Genomic DNA, 15,894 nt, shown 5'->3' with positions numbered 1-15,894 from the left:
ACTGCCTCCTTATAGTTGTTGACTGCGCTGACGAAGCGTTTCGTTTAAGGTTTTATCATTTAAGCTGTAGTCTACGGGCACATCAATTAAATGCACGCCAGGCTCGGCCAAACAGGCTTTAACCCGGGGTAGAATTTCATCGGCGGCAGCGACCCGCCAGCCCTTGGCACCATAGCTTTCGGCGTATTTAACAAAGTCCGGGTTGCCGTAGTCCAGTCCATAATCAGCAAACTGCATATGGGCCTGCTTCCACTTGATCATTCCGTAAGCATCATCTCTTAAGATGATGACAACGATGTGCAATTTCAAGCGTACGGCCGTTTCCATCTCCTGACTGTTCATCATAAAGCCGCCATCACCGCACACCGCAATAACAGGTTTATCGGGATATACTATCTTGGCAGCCATAGCGGAGGGCAACCCTGCTCCCATGGTGGCCAAAGCATTGTCCAGCAACAAAGTATTAGGGAAGGCCGCCAGGTAATTACGGGCAAACCAAATTTTGTACACCCCATTATCTAGGGTCACTATGCCATCTTTGGGCATGGCTTGACGAATATCCCGCACAAAACGTTCCGGCAATACTGGAAAACGGTCATCGTTTTCACTTTCAGCCTTATGTACAAGATAGGCATCGTGCACTTTGCGGAAAAAGCTGAAGTCCCAGACGTCCTGAATTCTAATTTGCTCATTAATTTGCCAGATACTGTTGGCAATATCGCCTAACACTTCCAGTTGTGGGAAATATACCGGATCCACTGCGGCGGGTTCAAAATTAATATGGATCACTTCTCGACCGCCATGTTGCATAAAAAATGGCGGTTTTTCGACCACGTCATGGCCCACATTGATGATCAGATCTGAACTGTCTATCGCCCGGTGCACAAAATCACCGGAAGACAGCGCTGTGTTGCCCATGAACAGTTCATGGGATTCATCCAGCACGCCCTTGCCCATTTGAGTGGTGACATAAGGAATACCAGTTTTGTCGACAAACTCTTTGAGCATTTTAGAGGTGAGTTTGCGATTAGCCCCGGCCCCAATTAACAACAAGGGTGACTTGGCACCTTCGATCATAGCCACGGCTTTGTTAATCGACTTATATTCGGCAATTGGTCTTCTGGATACACTGGCTTTGAGCAACGGAGCACTGGTTTGCTCCGCCGCAATATCTTCGGGCAATTCGATATGGGTGGCGCCGGGACGCTCCTCATGGGCCAGCCGAAAAGCTTCGCGCACTACTGAAGGGATCCTGTCACCACTGACAATCTGGGTGGTGAACTTGGTAATGGAACGCATCATATCAACCACATCAATGACCTGAAAACGCCCTTGTTTGCTGGTTTTCACCGGTTTTTGTCCGGTTATCATCAACATCGGCATGGCACCTAATTGGGCATAGGCACCGGGTGTGACCAAGTTAGTGGCTCCAGGGCCCAAAGTGGACAGACAGACACCTACCTTTCCGGTAAGACGACCATAGGTAGCGGCCATAAAACCCGCCCCCTGTTCGTGGCGGGTTAAAATCAACTTGATACTAGAGCTACGCAGTGACTCCAATAAATCCAAATTTTCTTCGCCCGGAATACCGAAAATGTATTCCACCCCTTCGGCCTCCAACGCTTTCACAAATAAATCTGATGCTTTCATCTTAACTCCCATGTGGTGGCACTTTTGCAATTTAACTAAGACTAGACACAACAATTGCCAGCGATAGCAGTGTCATTTTTGTTCAGGTTTACAGTTTGCCCCAATAAAACAATGTTTAAAGTGTAAAAATGCGATTAACCAAATCGATTGGACGATAATTTGTTTAACCTGAGCCTGCTCGGCTCTTCACTACGTTACCTGAATAGGGTATGCCAGAGTCACTGTCCTCTGCCCCTTAACCTCAGGTTAATAATATATGACGTATTGCCTGCATTTTTTCCCGGAACAGTTGCGTAAACCGCTTCGCGCACCAAAGCCTGAGGGGAGCATTATTATCCAACGATGATTCGTCTAATCTCAAATAAAGTACATGCAGTTGGGCCAATTCATCGGTACCAGCAAAACGCTGCCACCAATTAATCGGCGCATAAGCGTTGTTTTTACCTATTAAACTCCCCCACAACACCTGTAATGTCAGCAATTGGTCGAGACGTCCAAGTTGACTGGCAGAGGGTGTCTCACAAGCTGGCATAACTAAGTCCATTGCATCTAGATACCCTTGAATTCGCTCTGTCAATGCGCTAACCAGAGGTAACTGCTGACTATGTGTATCTTGACGCCAGGTTTTGTCAATTAACAACTGTGAAATTTCCAGTTGTAACAATATATCACCTGACGATCCCAGTTGTACCGATACCCGTTCACTGGCCTGAAGGTCTTTGACCTCACCGCTAAGGATAAGTAATTCACTTGCGCTTAAACGCCCAATACAAGAGTTACCTGGTATAGTTAACGCGTCATTGCCCAATGCCGTTTCTAACCATTGCCATTGTTGAAAACAGTTAATCAGGTGCGCTTGTATGGGTTGCAAAACGTCCTCATCAAGCCAGGCCTGATAAATTACCAGAGTATGATTGAGTAGCTTAATTGCACTGAGCATATTACCAAGCACTGCCAATTCCTGGGTTTCGAAATACTTGGCTGTCGCATCTTGCCACAAACCCAAACCTTGCTCCAGCGCACAACTGAACGTCTCTTCTATGGTACCTAAACCATGCATGGGTAACACATTACAGGGTGTCTCGGGCCCAGGTGGGCGGCCATCAACCAGATGATAACCTCGGGCCGCCTTAGACAAATTACCAAAACGCACCGGAGTGATAAGGCAAATTTGTTTGGCCAGCTCGAATAATGCATTGGGAGAGCCTCGTTTAAGCTCCAATTCTATTTCACAAATGGCCACACTGTCTGCTGTGTCGGTCAGGCTGGTTGTTATCTGTCCAAGATCAAATACAACTTCCACTTGACTATGATCCACAAGCTCAACTAAAAATACCTGTCGTGTGAAGATAGTGATAAACATCACTTCAACGTCATCTTGCAAACGACTCACATCCAGCTCTGGTGGCCAAATTTGTGTCTCAAATAAAGTTAAATCCAATACTGGCCGGGGCAAAGTAACGTTATATTCTGGACGTTGATGCAAACCACCTACGGTGGTCCCTTTGGTTTTGATGGTTTGCTCAAAGGCCTGATCACAGCCTCTTATACGCAACCCCATGTCGTGCTCGCGCAGCCGACGCTCAGGGGTATCGTAATAATAATTTGCCAGTTGTGTGGGGGTATTAATACCTGCGTTCGGGAAATTATTTGCCAGCCAAATGTGAATATCTTGACCGGCGGTTTCAGTTGCAAGCAACTTTAATTCGATTTCCATGTCCATATCAGCGTGATTTCAGGTAAAAAAGCCACCTTAACCTTGAAGGAAGAACTTCACAACGCCAAGCTTTACTAGCTAAGATAATTATCAATGCGTAATATGTGCACTGCCCTTGCCTTTCGAGTAGTCAGGCCATAAGATCGAGTCAGACAATAAGAGATTAAATGTTATTTATGCTTAAGCGATTACTATTCAGTTTTATTTGTACCCTGTCCATTTTATCTGCCACACAGGCCTTTGCTCAACAATCTAGTGGTGATACACGTTACATTTCTGATGATTTATTCACCTTTATACATTCTGGACCAGGACGCAATTATCGGATCCTCGGTTCGATTGTGGCCGGTACAGAAGTGAAAGTTTTACAAACCGATAGTGAAAGCAACTATGTGGAAATCATTGACGATAAAGAACGCACCGGTTGGGTAGATGGTGAGTTTGTCAGTAAACAAAAAAGTTTGCGGGAACTGGTTCCCAGTCTGCAAAAAAAGTTGACTGATACGACTCAGACCACGCAGCAAACGCAAACCGATAATGACTCGTTAAGGCAACAGATAGCGGAGTTGAGCACCCAAAACAGTACACTGAAAAAGCAGCTTAACAGCATAGAAAAACTCAACGCTGATTACAGCCAAAAAATTGAAAGTGCCGATCAAACGGCGAAAATGGAATGGTTTACCCGAGGTGGAATTGTGGCGGTGATCGGTCTCATATTAGGCATAATCGTGGCTTATCTGCCGAAAAAACGCCGTAAAAACGACAATTGGATGTAGGATCCGTTAACGGATGCCAGTTATTTGTCCTATTGTTGCAGCTATATCCGCGGCAACCAAAGCATTGCAGTCAAACACAGGTTGATCATCCCCCTAAGGTTGATTAACTTGTTTGTTTTGCTACTGATTTCGACGGCTCTCCACCCAAGGAATTTGCCATGCCATGCATAGATACGCTGTTATCATTTACTGTAGCGGCGTTCATTCTAAGCATTTCACCTGGGCCTTCCAATCTATATATAATGGCCCGTAGCCTTAGCCAAGGGCAGGGTGCAGGGTTTGCCGCTGCCAGTGGCATGGCTATCGGTTCGCTGACCTATGTTTTCGCCACCGCTTTTGGTATCGCCGCCCTGTTTACCTACTTTCCTATGGCATTTAGAACCTTAAAATTTGCCGGTGCAGCCTACCTGGTCTATTTAGGCTGTATATATTTACTCGCTTCTGCTCACTCTGTTCAGGGCATGAATAAACCCCGAGTTACTGTCATGAGCAGAGGAAAAGTTTTTCGGCAAAGCATTTTTGTGGAGTTAACTAACCCCAAGACTGCTTTGTTTTTCCTGGCTTTTTTACCCCAATTTGTAACCGTTCAAGCCGGACCTGTGGTGAGTCAGTTGATTGTATTAGGCGGCTTGTATGCACTTATTGCCTTTAGCTGCGATCTTTGTGTCGCTTTATTGTCAGGTAAATTAGGGAACTGGTTAGCGCAACATCCTTCATTTGCCGCATGGCAGGGACGACTATCGGGTATATTATTGTTAACGTTGGGCGGTTATATTGCCTACGACGAACTGGCTGGCAATACATGATTTCCGTTAAATTTTGAACTCTCTGACGACATAAGGACTGCATAGATGCAACTATTTGCAAAACTACTCAAAGCGCTAAATTCCGACGCCAGTCCGTGGCAACTGGCTTTTGGCATCATGCTCGGTATGATAATGGGTCTGACCCCGTTTCTCGGCCTGCACAGCGTTATCATTCTGTTCATCGTGTTATTTTTACGGGTTAACCTCACCACTTTCCTACTGGCTTATGCTTTGTTTTCCGGCTTCACTTTGTTGCTCAATCCACTGATGGCAGATATTGGTGAATCCATGCTAACCAGCCAAAGTTTGCTTATGTCCTGGACAGCTTTGTACAACACCAGCTTAGGTCAGCTCAGCCAATTTTATCATACCCTTACGTTGGGCAGTCTCATTTTGAGCTTGCTTTTGGCACCGATAATTCTGGTTATCAGCAAATTACTGATCGTGCAGTACCGCGTCAGATTTATGTTATGGGTCAACAAATTAAAAATTGTACAAGTTGTAAAAGGCAGTCGCCTGTACCAGCTTTATCAGGCATTAGGAGAATAACATGCAGAAAATCATTCGTTGGCCGGGGCTTATCGCTTTTACGGTGATCGTGGCGTTAATTGCCGCCATTAGTATCATTTTTCTGGATTTTTGGATTAAACTCGCCGCGACCAGCAGCCTGGAAACCGCCACAGGTGCAGAAGTGAACATAGGAGAAGTGACACACAGCTTTTCGCCTTTTGCCATCACCTTCAATGATGTGCAACTCACCGACCCTGCGAACCCTATGCAAAATCAGGTACAAGCGGGAGCAGTTGCAGCGCAAATAGAACTTGGCCCCCTGTTATTACGCAAAATCATCGTAAACAACCTGGATGTATCCTGGGTACAATTTGCGCAAAAAAGATCCTCACAAGGTGAGGTATACCGGGCACCTGACAGGTCCATAGCCGACGAGCTAAAAGAGGCCTTCGTTCCCCAAGCACTGCCTAGCGTAGATGACATATTGGCTAACTCCCCATTAAAAACCACGGCTGCAATTGAACAGACCCAAGCCGCGTATGACAAACATAGCGTGATCTTAAAAGAGAAGTTCGAACAGCTACCGGAGAAAGAAAAATTAGCCGACTATCAACAACGGATTAAAACGTTAACCGAAACCGATTATAAAAATCCGCTTGAACTGGCCAATGCCAAAGCCGAGTTTGATCAACTGAGTCAAGAAATCAAACAGGACAAAAACAAACTCACGGATTTTAAAGAGGCCGTCAGTGCAGCAAAAGCCGACTTGTCACCCAAACTGGCGCAGTTGAAAGCCGCTCCGGGGCAAGACTATGCGCAACTCCAGGGGCTAATAGCAGGCGATTCAGGTGCCATCCAAGACGTCACTACTATGGTGTTTGGCGAAAAGGCCGGGGAAGTTAGTGAGTACTTGTTAGGTGCTTATGACCTAGTGGCTCCCATGCTTGCTGAAGGTAAAGCTGAGCAAGAAGAGCAACAAGCTTTCGAAGGCCGCTGGATAGCCTTTGACGATACGACAGCACTGCCCGACTTTTTGATACGCAAAGCCAAGGTCTCTGTCAGCTGGCAGAATGAAAACGTACTTAGCGTATGGCAGGATATCACTCACCAACATGACAAAATCGGGCGACCCACTATTTTTAAAGTCGATTCGTCTGCCAGCTCACTGTGGCAATCACTCCAGCTAAACGGCGATTTTTGGCTTAATGACAGTGGCGCAAAGGCGCATCAAACCTGGGACTTGGACGGGCTTAAATTGGCCGACGTCACTTTGCTTGAGCAGGATAAATTGTCCAGTACCTTACTCAAGGCATTACTCTCCAGCCGTGGAGAGGTCAGCATAGATAAAAATGTGGTTTCCGGACATGCCCAGGGTAACTTGCAGCGAATGGCTTTGACAGCAACAGGTAGCAATAATCTGACCCAGGTTATTGCCCAAACCTTAAGTAAATTAACCAGCTTAAACATCAATACGGACATTGCTGGCATATTGGGAGACCTGGATTTCTCCTTCAGCTCTGATCTGGACAAACAATTGGGTAGCGCCATGCTGTCGAATCTCAGTGATGATCAAAACGGTAAATTAAGTGAATTAAAACAGAAACTGTCAGCCAAAATTGAGGGCCCACTTGGGGCAACAAATGGCGAAATGACCAAGTGGCTGGACTGGGAAAAACTGGCAGATGGTGATTTGGGCAGTATTCAACCAATGCTCGATGCCAAGCTCAACAGTGTGGTAGATGACAAAAAAGACGAGTTGAAAGATAAACTTAAAGACAAACTCAAGGGCAAACTGTTTGGGTAACATGTGCCTGAGGTCAAATAACTGAATAAAGAGCCAAGGGTGGCAGAAATTTAGGTTTGTTTGATATAAATTGGCAGCGCCAATCAGTTATACGTGGCAATGAAAACCTCTAAGCTCGGTAAAATACTTTGAACACCTACCCCCAAAATCATTGGAATGGCATGACGGTGGCGAATGAGTGTGGCCAATAAACAGGCATTTTCAAGTATGAAGGGTATAACAGACTTGTCGCTAGATCCCTCCACTTCGAGCCTTTTACTGGCCCTCGAGCCAAAAGCTCGGCATAATATCGCCATCTCGATTAATCAGGAGCAGCCAACCATGAAAGCGATCCCATTTGTACTTATCGCTTTGTTAGCTGCGCTCCAGTATCGCTTGTGGTTTGGCAAAAATAGCATGCCCCAATACCTCGCCATGCAGCAAGAGGTCCGCGAGCAAACGTCACAAAATACCAGTCTTGAACAACGGAACAACCTGCTAGAAGCGGATATCAATGATCTGAAAATCGGCTTGGAGGCGGCGGAAGAAAGGGCTAGAAACGAGCTAGGTTTAATAAAACAAGGTGAAACGTTTTATCGTATATTGCCCAACGAAGAATAAGATACATATGCCGTACTTCCCCCAATATACTGTTGTCGTCCCTGCCGCCGGGATCGGTAAACGCATGTTAGCCGACCGCCCCAAACAATACCTAACCATAGCCGGTAAAACCATTCTCGAACATACCTTGGAGAATCTTTATAGCCATCCGCAAATTGCTCACATCATTGTTGTTCTGGATCCACAAGATCCTTATTTTTCCCAACTCGATATCGCCCAAGCCCACTGGTTGACTCGGGTCGATGGCGGCCAAGAACGGGCTCACTCCGTATTAGCCGGGTTGGAATATGTAAGCCAGGATGAATGGGTATTGGTACACGACGCCGCTCGCCCCTGTTTCACACACGGGGATCTGAACAAACTGCTATTTCTCGCCCAACAAGGTCTACAGGGCGGCATATTAGCCACCCCCGTACGTGACACAATGAAACGGGCAAATATGCAACAGCAAATAACCCATACAGAAAGTCGTGCGAATTTATGGCACGCTTTGACGCCGCAATTTTTTCCTTTGGCTGACCTACGTGATGCGTTACGTCAGGCCCTCGACCAAGGGGTGGACATAACAGATGAAGCCTCGGCGATCGAATGGGCTGGCGGGACCGTCCAGCTGATAGAAGGCAAAGCCAGTAATATCAAAGTGACTCAACCAGAGGATCTTCTGTTGGCGGAATTTTATTTAACACACAAGGATATGGAATGAACATACGTATAGGCCACGGCTATGACGTACATAAGTTTGGCGGTAGCGGGCCCATAATAATTGGCGGCGTCCCTATCGATTACAACTTCGGTCTGGTGGCCCATTCAGACGGAGATGTGGCGCTTCACGCCCTATGTGATGCTTTATTGGGTGCCCTGGCCCTAGGTGATATTGGTAAACACTTCCCGGACACCGAAGCAGAATATAAAGGGGCTGATAGCCGAGCATTATTGCGTCGTGTGATGTCAATGGTTACCGCCCGTGGATTTTGTCTGGGCAACCTTGATTTAACTATAGTCGCCCAGAACCCGAAAATGGCCCCGCATATCCTTGCCATGCGTACCAATATTGCGGCAGATTTAGCCGCGCAAATAGATCAGGTGAATGTTAAAGCAACGACCACTGAAAAGTTGGGGTTTGTCGGTCGTAAAGAAGGCATCGCCTGTTATGCGGTGGTGTTATTAGTTGCGCAAAGCGTCATCAAGGTGTCTTGATGCGCATAGATAACTGGCATTACTTGCACGGCAAACCTGCCACCTCAGGCGAATTCAAGCATCAGGCTGATGATTTTGTCGTACGGGAAATCTTAGGATATGCCCCCCTAGGCGAAGGTGAACACATTTACCTTTGGGTGCGTAAACAAGGACTCAATACCGCTTATCTCGCCGAACAGATTGCCAAGTTTGCCCAACTTCCGTTGCGAGCGGTCAGCTACGCCGGCAGAAAAGACAAACATGCCGTTACCGAACAGTGGTTTGGGGTGCATAAGCCCGGCAAGGCTGAATATGACTGGTCTGCACTGAATGTGCCCGGCGCTAAGGTAATCAAAGCTGTCAGGCATAACAAAAAACTCAGAACCGGCGTATTAAAAGGAAATCGTTTTGAGATAAGGCTCCGGGCGCTTACCCATACCGAGGGTCTTGAAAAACGCATTGCGTTAGTCGATGCTCAGGGAGTACCTAACTATTTTGGCCCACAACGTTTCGGCGACACCAAATATGATCCCAGTGGCAGTAATCTGGTCTTGGCCCAGAAAATGATAGACGGTGAGAGTATCCGCAATCGCAACAAACGTTCAATGGCAATATCCGCCCTGCGCTCCTGGTTGTTTAACGAAATGGTGAGCGCTCGTATCCAAACCAACCATTACCATACGCCTTTACCCGGTGACGTGATGAGCCTGGCCGGTAGCGGCAGTTTTTTTAGTGCTTTGGAGCTTAATAGTCAGATACACACCCGCCTGGCAGAGCGTGATATACAAATTTCCGCCCCGTTATGGGGAGAAGGCGATTTAGCGAGCGACATGCAAGCAGAAAAACTTGAGCAAGCTGTGGCCCATAACCATCCCAAGGTTACGCAAACCCTGAGTGCGTTGGGTTTGAAACAAGAACGCCGTCCCATAAGCCTGTATGCCAACAACTTACAGTGGCAACGGGATAACGACCAGCTCCACATGTCCTTCGAGCTGCCCGCTGGGGCATTTGCCACCTCGGTTTTGCGGGAGATCGTCAATACAGATCAGCCCGCCCCCGGAGAAGCACAATGAATATACTGTTAAGCAATGACGATGGGGTGTTCGCCCAAGGATTGGCAGAGTTGCATCTGCAGTTGGCTAAAGAACACAATGTCACTGTTATCGCACCGGATCGAAATTGCAGCGGAGCCAGTAATGCCCTGTCTTTACAGCAACCCCTGCGTATCGAAAAAATGAGCAACGGTTTTTTTGCAGTCAATGGCACGCCCTCTGATTGTGTTCATCTGGGGGTAAACAGTTTTCTGGAAAAGGATCCAGAACTGGTTATTTCCGGCATTAACCATGGAGCAAACTTGGGAGATGACGTTATCTATTCAGGTACGGTAGCCGCCGCCACCGAAGGGCGCTACATGGGTTTGCCGGCGATTGCAGTCTCCCTTTGTGCGCACAATAGTACTAATTTTTCCACCGCTGCCATAATAGTTTGTGACATTATCCGCCACTTGCAGCAACATCCCTTAGCGGCCGATCAGATTTTAAACATCAATGTTCCCGATCTCCCCTGTAAACAAATAAAAGGTATAAAAGTCACCCGGCAAGGACGGCGTCATCGGGCAAAATCTATGCTCAAAGCCCAGGATCCACGGGGCAAAGATATCTTCTGGTATGGTTTAGTAGGTGAAGAGCAGGATGCAGGACCCGGTACAGATTTTCATGCCATTAGTGCAGGCTATTGTTCTGTCACACCTTTATCGGTAGACATGACGGCCCATCAGAGTTTAGAAGATGTGCGACAATGGATTAATAAAATATAAATACTGATACCTCAGTCAATATAAATACATTTTGTGGCGGCTACTGATAACGCTATGATAAGCCGACTAACCCTTACAACACACACCTTGGATTGACTGTTAAATGAGAGTTACTTCACGCAAGGGGGACAGCCTAGCCCTCCTTTTACAACAAGAAGGCATAAAAAATGTCTCAGTTTTACAAGCTGTGGCCGCTACCCCGCGGGAATTGTTTTTGCCCGATGCCCTGCGCCACAAGGCTTACCAGAATACTGCACTGCCGATAGGACAAGGGCAGACGATCTCTCAGCCCTATATAGTGGCGAAAATGACTGAGCTGTTACTTGAGTCGAATAACGCCCCAAAATCTGTACTCGAGATAGGCACGGGATCCGGGTACCAAACGGCCATATTGGCCCAGCTATTCGATAAAGTCTTTTCAGTGGAGCGTATAAAAACTTTGCAGTTCCAGGCTAAACGCAGAATGAATCAACTGGATTTACACAATGTGGCCATGAAACACGGGGATGGCTGGCAAGGCTGGGCCAGTAAAGGGCCTTTTGATGCCATTATAGTCACAGCAGCAGCAAGCCAAATTCCAGCTAAATTATATGAGCAACTAAATGACGGTGGACGCCTGGTTATCCCGGTGGGTGAGCAAAACCAGCAGTTACATTGTATTACCCGGAATGAGTTGGCATTTGAAGAAAAGATCGTTGAAGCCGTGCGTTTTGTACCACTCATAGCCGGGGACATAATTTGAACCTCCGATGCCAATCTGGCGACATAGCCCAAGACCGTGAGCCTTGGGTATTTATCATAAATCAATTGTAGGCTGGAAAATAATGCAACTTAAGCGAATATGGCGCGACTACCTGGTATTGGCAGCGAAGGGGATGGTGATGGGTGCAGCAGATGCTGTACCTGGTGTCTCAGGTGGCACTATTGCATTTATCACAGGGATTTATGAAGAGCTGATCTATTCGTTGAAACAATGTGGCCCAGAGGCCCTCAAGGTGCTTTTCCGCCAGGGTTTTGCTCCAATGTGGCAATATATTAACGGCACATTTTTATTTACCCTGTTATTTGGTATTTTATTCAGTATTTTGACCGTTTCCAGGATTGTATTGTTCTGGCTCGACACTTATCCAGTGCTGCTGTGGTCATTTTTCTTTGGTTTGATATTAGCGGCAATATGGTCGCTTATACGGCATATTGAACAATGGAAATTCAATACCTTAGCCTTCTTTTTACTGGGCACCCTTGGCGCCTATTTAATTACCATGATCACACCGAACAATATCGAGCCTACCGGGCTATTTATATTTTTATCCGGCATGTTGGCCATATGCGCCATGATATTGCCCGGTATATCCGGCAGTTTTATTTTGTTACTACTGGGCATGTACACACCCATTTTAACGGCGGTGAAAAATCTGGAAGTGTCCATTTTGGGTCTTTTTGCCATGGGGTGTATAGTCGGTTTGTTGAGCTTTTCCCGTGTACTAAACTGGATGTTTAGCGTACATCGTACCCTAACCTTGGCGCTGTTGGGTGGTTTTATGCTCGGTTCACTGAACAAAGTTTGGCCTTGGAAATACACGATTGAATCAACGGTCAACAGTCATGGAAAAACTATTCCCCTTGTTCAAGAAAATATATTGCCCGGAACATTTGAGATTTTGACCAGTCAGCCTTCCTACTTGTGGTACGCCATAGCGTTAACCATTTTTGGAGCTGGCATAGTATTGTTACTGGAAAAAGTAGGTTCAACATCCCAGGAGTGAGCTTGGTAACCTTGTTCGTTGCGTTATCTTTTGTTATTTTTTGCCCGTTTCGGAATAAACTTTGCGGATGAAAAAAACATGCCTGATGTTTGTGGTTTTGCTTTGTGTGAACTTAGTTGCTTGTTCAGGTCGCAAGGCACCCGCGCCTGTAGAAGAATTGTATCAGGGAAAAACGTTTAGGGACCATCGAAAAAAATCCTTTACCGGGCAATACTACACCGTAAAAAAAGGCGACACATTGTTTACTATTTCCTGGCTAACGGGCCAGGACTACCGCGACATAGCGAAATTCAACCACATACCTGCACCCTATAATATTTACCCCGGCCAACGCCTATCACTCAATAAATCGACCAACTCAAATGTCAAATGGTTTAAAAGGCCCACTGGTCAGAGTTCAAAAGTAAAAGCAAATCAGGTAGTTGACCGCCAGAAAAAGCAGGCGTATGGTAAAACTGAGTCCATTGATAAGAAGAGGGCAGTTGTCCCTCCCAACAGTGAGTTTCCCAGTCAGATTAAATCTTGGTTATGGCCGACTAAAAATGGTATCGCTCGCGGATTTTCGGCGACCGAACAAGGTAATAAAGGTTTGGATTTTTCGGGAACATTAGGTTCACCTATTTTGGTAACCGCTGCTGGAAAAGTTGTCTACACAGGGGATGCTCTGCGTGGATATGGAAAACTGGTGATTGTGAAACATTCAGATTCATTTTTGAGTGCTTATGCGCACAACGACAGGATCCTGGTCAAAGAGCAACAGTGGGTTCGTGCTGGACAAAAAATTGCGACTATGGGTAAAAGTGGATCCGATAGGGTTAAGCTTCATTTCGAAGTGAGGCACAAGGGCAAGTCAGTTGACCCTTTACGCTACTTACCTAAACGATAATAGCAATAGATAACAGGAGATGTTTAGGAATAATTTAAGCTAAGGAATCAACGAAATGAACCAGGAACAAAGCGCGGTAGTTGAATTAGATTTAGTCGAAGATTTAGAATTAGCCGTTGAAAAAGAGCTGCTAAAAGCGGAAAAAGAATCGGTAGAGAAATTCAGGGATATAGTTGCCAGCCAGGAATTATCACCCAAGAATCTTGATGCCACCCAACTCTATTTGGGCGAAATCGGGTTTTCCCCATTGTTATCAGCCGAAGAAGAAGTGTATTTTTCAAGGCGAGCGTTAAAGGGCGATGAGGCTTCACGCAAGCGCATGATCGTCAGCAACTTACGACTAGTGGTCAAAATTGCCAGACGTTACAACAATCGAGGTCTGGCCTTACTCGACCTCGTCGAAGAAGGTAACTTGGGCCTTATCCGGGCCGTAGAAAAATTTGATCCTGAACGTGGTTTCAGATTCTCCACCTACGCCACATGGTGGATACGTCAAACCATAGAGCGGGCTATCATGAATCAAACCCGCACCATTAGATTACCCATTCATGTGGTGAAAGAACTCAATGTATACTTACGTGCATCCCGTGAACTGGCGCAAAAGCTAGATCATGAACCCAGTGCGGAAGAAATTGCCAAGGCGTTGGACAGACCGGTGCAGGATGTCACAAAAATGCTGCGTTTAAACGAACGCATCACCTCGGTGGATACCCCTATTGGCAGTGAAAACGATAATGTGTTATTGGACATTATTGCCGACGATAAAGGCCATGATCCCGAAGAAGAACTGCAAGATAAAAACATCAAATTTAATATTGTTAAATGGCTTGAAGACTTGAACCCAAAACAAAGGGAAGTCCTCGCCAGGCGCTTTGGATTACTCGGCTACGAACCCTCGACCCTTGAAGATGTAGGAGTGGAAATAGGTTTAACCCGAGAAAGAGTCAGGCAGATACAGGTTGAAGCGTTAAGACGTTTGCGGGACATGCTCGGCCACAAAGGGCTGGATTTAGAAGCGTTATTTAATAGAGCATTGTAGGCTGCGACTAATATAGCGCACAAAAAGCTTCAGTTAGAAGGCGCCCCCAATAGTTGCACATGCAATTACTGGGGGCCTTTTTTTTGTTCTATTCTAGAGCCGCTATCGTTGCGTCATAGTTTGGTTCATCGGCTGTTTCGGCAACCTGTTGAGTATAAACGACCTTACCATTTTCATCGATGACAACGATTGAACGGGACAAGAGTCCCTTCAATGGTCCGTCGGCGAAACTCACGCCATAGTCATCGCCAAAGGTTCCACGAAAACTGGAACCTGTCTCAACCTTATCAATTCCTTCGGCTCCGCAGAAACGGGCGGCGGCGAAAGGTAAGTCAGCAGAGACACACAACACTTTGGTATTGTTTAAGCCACTGGCTTGCTGATTAAATTTTCTCACCGATGTGGCACAGGTGCCGGTATCCACTGAAGGGAAAATGTTCAAAATCAAACGTGTGCCCTGATAATCAGCTAAAGCCACTTCGGATAAATCAGTTTTGACTAAACTAAAATCCGCTGCTTGGTCTCCCACCTTGGGTAAGGTGCCAACGGTATTAAAAGGATTGCCTTGTAAAGTCACTGTGCTCATATGTTCTCCTGATCATGTAGAAAGTAATTAATGCCGTCTAACGTTAGCAAAATTTTCAGCGAAATAAAGTAATGAATAACCCTGATATATAACTATGTGATCATTCCCTGTGTAGGGATAACGGATCGGTATTTGTTTGCTATCAAGGATCGCCATCAATTGGCTGGTCTCCCGGTCATAGCTCAGTGTGGCTGGTTAAAGGCCAGCTGTTTATTTTGCAAAAGTAATAAATTGATAGGCATAGGGGTTTTTGTCATCAGCTGGGTGAGACTCTGCTGCTGACTGGTGCCATCCAAATTGCTGATAATCAGGGAAATAGGTATCTCCCTGTACCTCCAGGTCAATTAACGTTAGATAAAGCCGATCGCATAGGGGCATAAAGTGTTGATAGACAGTGCCCCCACCAATAATCATGACTTCATCGGTTATGCCCGGACTTTCCTGGGCAGCACTTAAGGCCTGTTCACAATCATTGACCACCACGGCATCGTCCAGGGAAAACGTCTTATCACTGGTGATCACTATATTTACCCGACCAGGCAACGCCTTGCCAATCGACTGATACGTCTTACGCCCCATGATAATTGGCTTACCCAGGGTAACCTTTTTGAAATGGCGCAGATCCGCAGGTAAATGCCAAGGCATTTTATTGTCCGCACCAATAACCCTATGGTTAGCCATGGCGGCGATCATGGAAATAAGCATGGCTTGGCACTCACTCTTTTGAACTAAAAAAAATCATTTAAGGCTAGTTAACCGAAA

General features: G+C 46.2%; 17 protein-coding genes. 13 read left to right on the top strand and 4 right to left on the bottom strand.

The window, feature by feature from the left end; all coding sequences use genetic code 11:
* Nucleotides 1–9 precede the first annotated feature (9 nt).
* Nucleotides 10–1,650 carry an acetolactate synthase large subunit gene (locus tag AC3RV5_RS03310; RefSeq protein WP_489730559.1) on the bottom strand — a complete coding sequence of 547 codons (1,641 nt, stop codon included), beginning with the start codon at nt 1,648–1,650 and terminating at the stop codon, nt 10–12.
* 241 nt (nt 1,651–1,891) lie between these two features.
* Nucleotides 1,892–3,367: a CYTH domain-containing protein gene (locus tag AC3RV5_RS03305; RefSeq protein WP_489730558.1), complete on the bottom strand. Its 1,476-nt coding sequence runs from the start codon at nt 3,365–3,367 to the stop codon at nt 1,892–1,894.
* Nucleotides 3,368–3,534: 167 nt separating this feature from the next.
* On the opposite strand from AC3RV5_RS03305, the gene AC3RV5_RS03300 reads away from it, so the two are divergent.
* The 13 genes from AC3RV5_RS03300 to rpoS all read left to right on the top strand — a co-directional run bounded on the left by AC3RV5_RS03300 (nt 3,535) and on the right by rpoS (nt 14,546).
* Nucleotides 3,535–4,143 (top strand): TIGR04211 family SH3 domain-containing protein, encoded by a 609-nt coding sequence (locus AC3RV5_RS03300; RefSeq protein WP_489730557.1) that lies wholly within the window; start codon nt 3,535–3,537, stop codon nt 4,141–4,143.
* Nucleotides 4,144–4,301: 158 nt separating this feature from the next.
* Nucleotides 4,302–4,949, top strand: a complete 648-nt coding sequence (locus tag AC3RV5_RS03295; protein ID WP_489730556.1) for a LysE family translocator — start codon at nt 4,302–4,304, stop codon at nt 4,947–4,949.
* 45 nt (nt 4,950–4,994) lie between these two features.
* Nucleotides 4,995–5,498 carry a TIGR03546 family protein gene (locus AC3RV5_RS03290; RefSeq protein WP_489730555.1) on the top strand — a complete coding sequence of 168 codons (504 nt, stop codon included), beginning with the start codon at nt 4,995–4,997 and terminating at the stop codon, nt 5,496–5,498.
* Nucleotide 5,499: 1 nt separating this feature from the next.
* Nucleotides 5,500–7,263 carry a TIGR03545 family protein gene (locus tag AC3RV5_RS03285; RefSeq protein WP_489730554.1) on the top strand — a complete coding sequence of 588 codons (1,764 nt, stop codon included), beginning with the start codon at nt 5,500–5,502 and terminating at the stop codon, nt 7,261–7,263.
* Nucleotides 7,264–7,584: 321 nt separating this feature from the next.
* A complete protein-coding gene (gene ftsB / locus AC3RV5_RS03280) occupies nt 7,585–7,863 on the top strand; it encodes a cell division protein FtsB (RefSeq protein ID WP_489732087.1) in 279 nt (92 codons plus the stop codon).
* Between the two features lie 7 nt (nt 7,864–7,870).
* Nucleotides 7,871–8,566 carry a 2-C-methyl-D-erythritol 4-phosphate cytidylyltransferase gene (gene ispD, locus AC3RV5_RS03275; RefSeq protein ID WP_489730553.1) on the top strand — a complete coding sequence of 232 codons (696 nt, stop codon included), beginning with the start codon at nt 7,871–7,873 and terminating at the stop codon, nt 8,564–8,566.
* Nucleotides 8,563–9,060 (top strand): 2-C-methyl-D-erythritol 2,4-cyclodiphosphate synthase, encoded by a 498-nt coding sequence (ispF, locus tag AC3RV5_RS03270; RefSeq protein ID WP_489730552.1) that lies wholly within the window; start codon nt 8,563–8,565, stop codon nt 9,058–9,060. Before ispD ends, ispF begins: the two co-directional genes overlap by 4 nt.
* Nucleotides 9,060–10,112 (top strand): tRNA pseudouridine(13) synthase TruD, encoded by a 1,053-nt coding sequence (gene truD / locus AC3RV5_RS03265; protein WP_489730551.1) that lies wholly within the window; start codon nt 9,060–9,062, stop codon nt 10,110–10,112. The genes ispF and truD overlap by 1 nt, the downstream gene beginning before the upstream one ends.
* The gene (gene surE, locus AC3RV5_RS03260) at nt 10,109–10,855 is read left to right on the top strand and encodes a 5'/3'-nucleotidase SurE (protein ID WP_489730550.1); all 747 of its coding nucleotides are present in this window, start codon (nt 10,109–10,111) and stop codon (nt 10,853–10,855) included. The genes truD and surE overlap by 4 nt, the downstream gene beginning before the upstream one ends.
* Before the next feature lie 103 nt (nt 10,856–10,958).
* Nucleotides 10,959–11,597 (top strand): protein-L-isoaspartate(D-aspartate) O-methyltransferase, encoded by a 639-nt coding sequence (locus tag AC3RV5_RS03255; protein WP_489730549.1) that lies wholly within the window; start codon nt 10,959–10,961, stop codon nt 11,595–11,597.
* A gap of 82 nt (nt 11,598–11,679) precedes the next feature.
* Nucleotides 11,680–12,621, top strand: a complete 942-nt coding sequence (locus AC3RV5_RS03250) for a polyprenyl-phosphate transporter (protein ID WP_489730548.1) — start codon at nt 11,680–11,682, stop codon at nt 12,619–12,621.
* 67 nt (nt 12,622–12,688) lie between these two features.
* Complete coding sequence (locus AC3RV5_RS03245; RefSeq protein WP_489730547.1) at nt 12,689–13,507, top strand: peptidoglycan DD-metalloendopeptidase family protein; 819 nt, start codon at nt 12,689–12,691, stop codon at nt 13,505–13,507.
* A 55-nt stretch (nt 13,508–13,562) separates the two neighbouring features.
* Nucleotides 13,563–14,546 carry an RNA polymerase sigma factor RpoS gene (gene rpoS, locus AC3RV5_RS03240; RefSeq protein WP_489730546.1) on the top strand — a complete coding sequence of 328 codons (984 nt, stop codon included), beginning with the start codon at nt 13,563–13,565 and terminating at the stop codon, nt 14,544–14,546.
* 88 nt (nt 14,547–14,634) lie between these two features.
* On the opposite strand, the gene tpx is transcribed toward rpoS, so the two are convergent.
* Both tpx and folA read right to left on the bottom strand, forming a co-directional pair.
* A complete protein-coding gene (gene tpx, locus AC3RV5_RS03235) occupies nt 14,635–15,132 on the bottom strand; it encodes a thiol peroxidase (RefSeq protein WP_489730545.1) in 498 nt (165 codons plus the stop codon).
* A 210-nt stretch (nt 15,133–15,342) separates the two neighbouring features.
* Entirely contained in the window at nt 15,343–15,825 is a 483-nt protein-coding gene (gene folA, locus AC3RV5_RS03230; RefSeq protein WP_489732086.1) for a type 3 dihydrofolate reductase, read from the bottom strand.
* Nucleotides 15,826–15,894: the final 69 nt, after the last annotated feature.

Source organism: Paraglaciecola sp. IT1134 (assembly GCF_058068185.1).
This window is presented reverse-complemented; position numbering and strand designations above follow the sequence as displayed.

Coding starts and splice junctions, on each gene's coding strand:
- AC3RV5_RS03310 (WP_489730559.1), bottom strand. CDS start 1,650: ATGAAAGCATCAGATTTATTTGTGAAAGCGTTGGAGGCCGAAGGGGTG.
- AC3RV5_RS03300 (WP_489730557.1), top strand. CDS start 3,535: ATGTTATTTATGCTTAAGCGATTACTATTCAGTTTTATTTGTACCCTG.
- folA (WP_489732086.1), bottom strand. CDS start 15,825: ATGATCGCCGCCATGGCTAACCATAGGGTTATTGGTGCGGACAATAAA.
- surE (WP_489730550.1), top strand. CDS start 10,109: ATGAATATACTGTTAAGCAATGACGATGGGGTGTTCGCCCAAGGATTG.
- AC3RV5_RS03295 (WP_489730556.1), top strand. CDS start 4,302: ATGCCATGCATAGATACGCTGTTATCATTTACTGTAGCGGCGTTCATT.
- tpx (WP_489730545.1), bottom strand. CDS start 15,132: ATGAGCACAGTGACTTTACAAGGCAATCCTTTTAATACCGTTGGCACC.
- AC3RV5_RS03255 (WP_489730549.1), top strand. CDS start 10,959: ATGAGAGTTACTTCACGCAAGGGGGACAGCCTAGCCCTCCTTTTACAA.
- AC3RV5_RS03290 (WP_489730555.1), top strand. CDS start 4,995: ATGCAACTATTTGCAAAACTACTCAAAGCGCTAAATTCCGACGCCAGT.
- ispF (WP_489730552.1), top strand. CDS start 8,563: ATGAACATACGTATAGGCCACGGCTATGACGTACATAAGTTTGGCGGT.
- AC3RV5_RS03285 (WP_489730554.1), top strand. CDS start 5,500: ATGCAGAAAATCATTCGTTGGCCGGGGCTTATCGCTTTTACGGTGATC.
- AC3RV5_RS03245 (WP_489730547.1), top strand. CDS start 12,689: ATGAAAAAAACATGCCTGATGTTTGTGGTTTTGCTTTGTGTGAACTTA.
- ftsB (WP_489732087.1), top strand. CDS start 7,585: ATGAAAGCGATCCCATTTGTACTTATCGCTTTGTTAGCTGCGCTCCAG.
- ispD (WP_489730553.1), top strand. CDS start 7,871: ATGCCGTACTTCCCCCAATATACTGTTGTCGTCCCTGCCGCCGGGATC.
- AC3RV5_RS03305 (WP_489730558.1), bottom strand. CDS start 3,367: ATGGAAATCGAATTAAAGTTGCTTGCAACTGAAACCGCCGGTCAAGAT.
- rpoS (WP_489730546.1), top strand. CDS start 13,563: ATGAACCAGGAACAAAGCGCGGTAGTTGAATTAGATTTAGTCGAAGAT.
- truD (WP_489730551.1), top strand. CDS start 9,060: ATGCGCATAGATAACTGGCATTACTTGCACGGCAAACCTGCCACCTCA.
- AC3RV5_RS03250 (WP_489730548.1), top strand. CDS start 11,680: ATGCAACTTAAGCGAATATGGCGCGACTACCTGGTATTGGCAGCGAAG.